5 protein-coding genes and 1 pseudogene are annotated in these 4,635 nt (G+C 61.3%); all 6 read right to left on the reverse strand.

Annotated elements, in window-relative coordinates; all coding sequences use genetic code 11:
- Positions 1–1,428, reverse strand: a 1,428-nt coding sequence (locus tag ACC569_RS13945) for a monovalent cation:proton antiporter-2 (CPA2) family protein (RefSeq protein ID WP_372524137.1), incomplete at its 3' end; no start/stop codon positions are given.
- A gap of 146 nt (positions 1,429–1,574) precedes the next feature.
- Positions 1,575–2,183, reverse strand: a complete 609-nt coding sequence (gstA, locus tag ACC569_RS13950; RefSeq protein WP_372524138.1) for a glutathione transferase GstA — start codon at positions 2,181–2,183, stop codon at positions 1,575–1,577.
- A 77-nt stretch (positions 2,184–2,260) separates the two neighbouring features.
- A complete protein-coding gene (locus ACC569_RS13955) occupies positions 2,261–3,238 on the reverse strand; it encodes a glutathione S-transferase family protein (protein WP_372524139.1) in 978 nt (325 codons plus the stop codon).
- 17 nt (positions 3,239–3,255) lie between these two features.
- Positions 3,256–3,672 (reverse strand): DoxX family protein, encoded by a 417-nt coding sequence (locus ACC569_RS13960; protein WP_372524140.1) that lies wholly within the window; start codon positions 3,670–3,672, stop codon positions 3,256–3,258.
- A 44-nt stretch (positions 3,673–3,716) separates the two neighbouring features.
- Positions 3,717–4,304 (reverse strand): flavodoxin family protein, encoded by a 588-nt coding sequence (locus tag ACC569_RS13965; protein WP_372524141.1) that lies wholly within the window; start codon positions 4,302–4,304, stop codon positions 3,717–3,719.
- Between the two features lie 65 nt (positions 4,305–4,369).
- A pseudogene (locus ACC569_RS13970) lies at positions 4,370–4,635 on the reverse strand (hypothetical protein); the annotation flags it as partial.

Consider the following 4,635-nt stretch of genomic DNA (forward strand, 5'->3'; position numbering starts at 1 on the left):
GATCGAGGCCTCGACGTCGTCGATCGCGAGCACGAACACCTCGGCCAGGTCGGCGCGCGCGGCGCGCAGCAGGTCGAGGCGCGAAGCGTCGCCGAAGTAGATCTTGTTCCCGAACTTGCGCACGAAATCCACCTGCTCGAAGCTCGCCTCGAGCGCGGTGAACGGGATTTTTTTCATGCGCAGGGTGCGGGCGATCATCTGGCCGAAGCGCCCGAAACCGGCGATGATCACGCGATGCTCGCGCGCCTCGATGTGGTCGAATTCCTTCGGTTTCTCCGCGGCTTGCCCGATCTTCAGGAATTTCTCATTCACGGACAGGAGCAGGGGAGTCACCGCCATCGAGACGGAAACAACCACGATCAGGAGTTCCGCGAGCGTCTTATCCAGGACCTGAGCGCCGGCGGCGGCACTGAACAAGACAAACGCGAATTCACCGCCTTGCGAGATGTATAACGCCAGGTTGACGGCGGAGCCGTGATTTTGTTTTGCCACGCGTCCCAGTCCATAGAGCAACAGCGATTTGATCAGTATTAATCCGGCTACCAGGCCCAGGACGGTGAGCGGCCGGTGCACCACAAGACCGAGGTTCATGGACATCCCGACGGCGATGAAAAAAAGTCCGAGCAGCAATCCCTTGAACGGTTCGATGTCCGCTTCCAGTTCGTGACGGTATTCCGAATCCGCCAGCAGCACGCCCGCGAGGAACGCGCCCAGGGCCATCGACAGACCGGCCAGATTGACGAGTAATGCCGTGCCCACTACCACCAGCAAGGCGGCGGCGACAAAGACCTCGTGGCTCGCGGCCGAGGCCGCCAGACGCAGGAATGGACGCAACAGCCAGCGTCCGCCGGCCACCACGGTCACCACGATGGCCACGGCCTTGAAAGCGGCGAGGACACTCCAGGCTTGTCCCGCGCCGCCCGAACTCAGCAGCGGGATGAGCGCGAGCAAGGGTATCGCCGCGAGATCCTGGAACAGCAGGATCGCGAACGACGCGCGCCCGTAATGGGTGGTGAGCTGTTTTTTCTCCGCCAGGATTTGCAGCGCGAAGGCGGTGGAGGAGAGCGACAGTACCAGGCCGACCACCAGCGCGGCGATTACCGGCAATCCCAGTGCGATGCCGGCGGCGGCCAGGGCGAGACCGGTCACCGCAACTTGTGCGCCGCCGAGGCCGAATACGGGCCGGCGCAGTTCCCACAAGCGCGACGGCCGCAGTTCCAGTCCGATCACGAACAGCAGGAGCACCACGCCGAACTCGGAGAAATGCAGGATGTTTTCAACGTCGCTGATGAAGCCGAACAGCCACGGACCGATCAGCACGCCCGCGGTCAGGTAGCCCAGTACCGCGCCCATGCCCAGCCGTTTGAACAGCGGCACGGCGATGACCGTCGCAATCAAAAACACGACCGCTTCGTTCACCAATGGCATGTTACCGGGTCTTCCTGGTGATTGACCGACAGGAGCTTGTCATGCTGCCCGACCTCGGTGTCGACGGCAAGCGGGCGCCGGTCAATTATCCGGTCCGGCCGGCGCGGTTTTCCCGACCGACCCCTTTCAGAGCTTGCGCGGATAAATTACTTGATCAGGCCCTCCGCCTTCATCGCCTCTTTCACCGCCGGTCGCGCGGCGATGCGGCCCGCGTAGCTTTGAAGCGCCGGCCACTTGCCCATGTCGAGCTTGAATAGATTCGTCCATCCGAGGATGGTGAACAGGTAGGCGTCGGCGATCGTGAATTTATCTCCCGTCAGGTACGGCTTGCCGCCGAGCTGCTGCACCAGAAAATTGCAGCGCCGGCCGAACAGGGCGATCCGGTCCTCCTTCCATTCCGGCGTGATCTTGGGATTGAACAGGGCGCCGAGTGTCTTGTGCATCTCGGACGAAATGAAATTCAGCCACTCCATGACGCGGTATCGCTCCATCGTTCCGGCCTTGGGCGCGAGACCGGAAGTGGATTTTTGGTCGGCCACGTATTGCAGCAGGACCGCGTCTTCGGTAAGGACCTGGCCATCGTCGAGCCGGAGTGCCGGGACATAGCCCTTGGGGTTGATCTTGTAGAAGTCCTCGCCGTCCGCGGTCCGATGCTTGGCGAGATCCACCTTGTCCAGATCGAACGGAATGCCCGCTTCGCGCAGAGCGATATGCACCGCCATGGAGCAGGCGCCCGGGTAATAATAGAGTTTCATGTATTTCTCCTGTGTCTGATGATTGTGAAATAGCCACGCCATCGACTCCGGCGGCGGGCCCAATAAAAATCAATAATTCATGATGTCTTCCGCACGGCCTGACGCACGAAACGATCGCGGTCGTGCGCGCGGTTGAAATCAAGCAGCGGCCCCAGCGGCACGATGCCCGACGGGTTGAGATGCCGGTGGCTCAGAAAATAATGCCGTTTGATGTGGTCAAGGTTCACGGTCCCGGCCACGCCGGGCTGCTGATACAGGTCGCGCACGTAGTTGGACAGATTCGGATAGTCTTCGATCCGTTTCAGGTTGCATTTGAAATGTGTTGTGTACACGGCGTCGAAGCGGATCAGCGTCGTGAACAGACGCCAGTCAGCCTCGGTGGGCGCGGTGCCCACCAGGTAGCGCGAGTGGTCGAGACGTGCCTCGATCTCATCGTGCGCGTCGAACAGCCGCTTAACCGCGCTCTCATAGACGCGCTGGCTGCCGGCGAATCCGACTTTGTAAACGCCGTTGTTGATGCGCTCGTATACAAAGGCGTTGATCGCGTCGATCTCGTTTCGCAGGGCGGCGGGATAGAAATCTGTTTTTACGGCAGTGAAGGCGTTGAACTCGCTGTTGAGCATGCGGATGATCTCGCTTGATTCGTTGTTTACGATCCGCTGCGTTTGCTTGTCCCACAGTACCGGCACGGTCACGCGCCCGGAGTACTCGGGATGGGTGCGCGTGTAAGCCTCGCGCAGCCAGGTGAAGTTGTTGACCGCGTCGCTGAAACCGTCGCGGAACGCCCAGCCACCTTCGGTGATCACCGGGTCCACCACCGACATCGAGATCACGTCTTCGAGCTGTTTGAGTTTTCGATAAATGATCGTGCGGTGCGCCCACGGGCAGGCGAGCGAGACGTATAAATGATATCGTCCCGGTTCGGAGCGAAAGCCGCTCGTGCCATCCGCGGTGACCAAACCGCGGAACTGGCTTTCGGCGCGGACGAATTCGCCCGCCGTCCTGCGGGTGTCGTACCAGCCTTCGTGCCACTCGCCTTTGCTCAGATAGCCCATGAATCGTCCCTGATTGGTTACGCCAGTTGTCGCGCGCGCACAGCCGTGGCGCGCAACGCCAGGGCGCCGTCGCCGAGTAAAGCCTGTACCGCGCAGGCTACCGCAAGAAACACAGGATACTCCCAACCGCCGTTCGGCGCGCTGAACACCCAGCCGTTCGGCGCGTGTACCAGGGCGGCGCCGAGCAGGATCGGGATCAACGCCAGCGCCACCCAGCGGGTGTATACGCCGAGCACCAGCAGCCCGCCACCGATCAACTCAGCCGCGACCACCACGTAGGCCATAAAGCCAGGGTAACCCACCATCTCGAAAAATTTGACCGTGCCGGGCAGGGTGAACACGAGCAGCTTGAGCAACGCGTGGGCGATGAACATCACGCCGAGGCCGAGCCGCAGGACCAGGGCGCCGTAGGGGGCGGTGTGTGTGTTTAGCATGACTTATCTCCTATTGGGTTGTTGAGGTGAATGGTTTGCTGGGTTCAGGCGGCCTTGCGCTCGAGCCCGAGCGCGAACCGAAGCGTTGCTTCGGCCACGCGCCGGCCGAGATGCGCGGCGGTCCTGAGATCGGCGGTGCCGGGCGCGGCCTCCGGACCTACGTCGGCGTTCGATTGCGCCATTGCACCCAGGAATCCGCCCAAGCGATTCAAATCCTCCACGCTGCCGGTGCTTGAGTTATTGCCGGGAAGCAGACCCAGGTTTACCCAATGCATGCCGTGTTGGGCGGCGAAGACGGCGAGCTGGATGAGCGTGTTCAATTTGTCACCGCTCTGACTCGCGGAGTTGGTGAAACCGGCTGCGATCTTGTCTTTCCATTTTTGGCCAGCCCAGGATTTGGAGCTTGCATCCATGAACGCCTTGAATGGAGCGGAGACGCTGCCCATGTACGTCGGGCTGCCGAAGACGATGGCGTCGGCGTCATCAAGGTCGTGCCAGTGCTGCTCGACGCGCTCCACCGGCACCAGTTGTGCGCGGATGCCGGCAATTCCGGCGGCGCCGTCGGCGATGGCCTGGGCCTGCTTGGCGGTATGGCCGTAGCCACTATGATAGACAACAACGATCTTAACCATGACAAATTCTCCTTTACGATATTGAACATGATGAAAATCCCAAACCGTTTAAGTGTGTATTCGATTTAAGGAAGATCAAACAACAGCACTTCCGCGGAACCGTTTGCGGTGAGTTTCACTGCAGATTCGTTTTCGATGCGCGCACCATCCCCGGCGGAAAGCTGTTCGCCGTTGACGGTGACCTTGCCGCGTGCCACCTGCGCGTAGGCGCGACGGCCCGGGACGAGTGCGTGCGTAACGCTGTCGTTGCCGCCGAGCCGGGTCGCGTACAGCAGCGCGTCTTGATGTATCGTGACCGCGCCGTCGCGCCCGTCGGGAGCGGCAACCAACC

The sequence above is a fragment of the Sulfuricaulis sp. genome, from assembly GCF_041499725.1.
In the GTDB taxonomy this organism is placed as follows: Bacteria; Pseudomonadota; Gammaproteobacteria; order Acidiferrobacterales; family Sulfurifustaceae; genus Sulfuricaulis.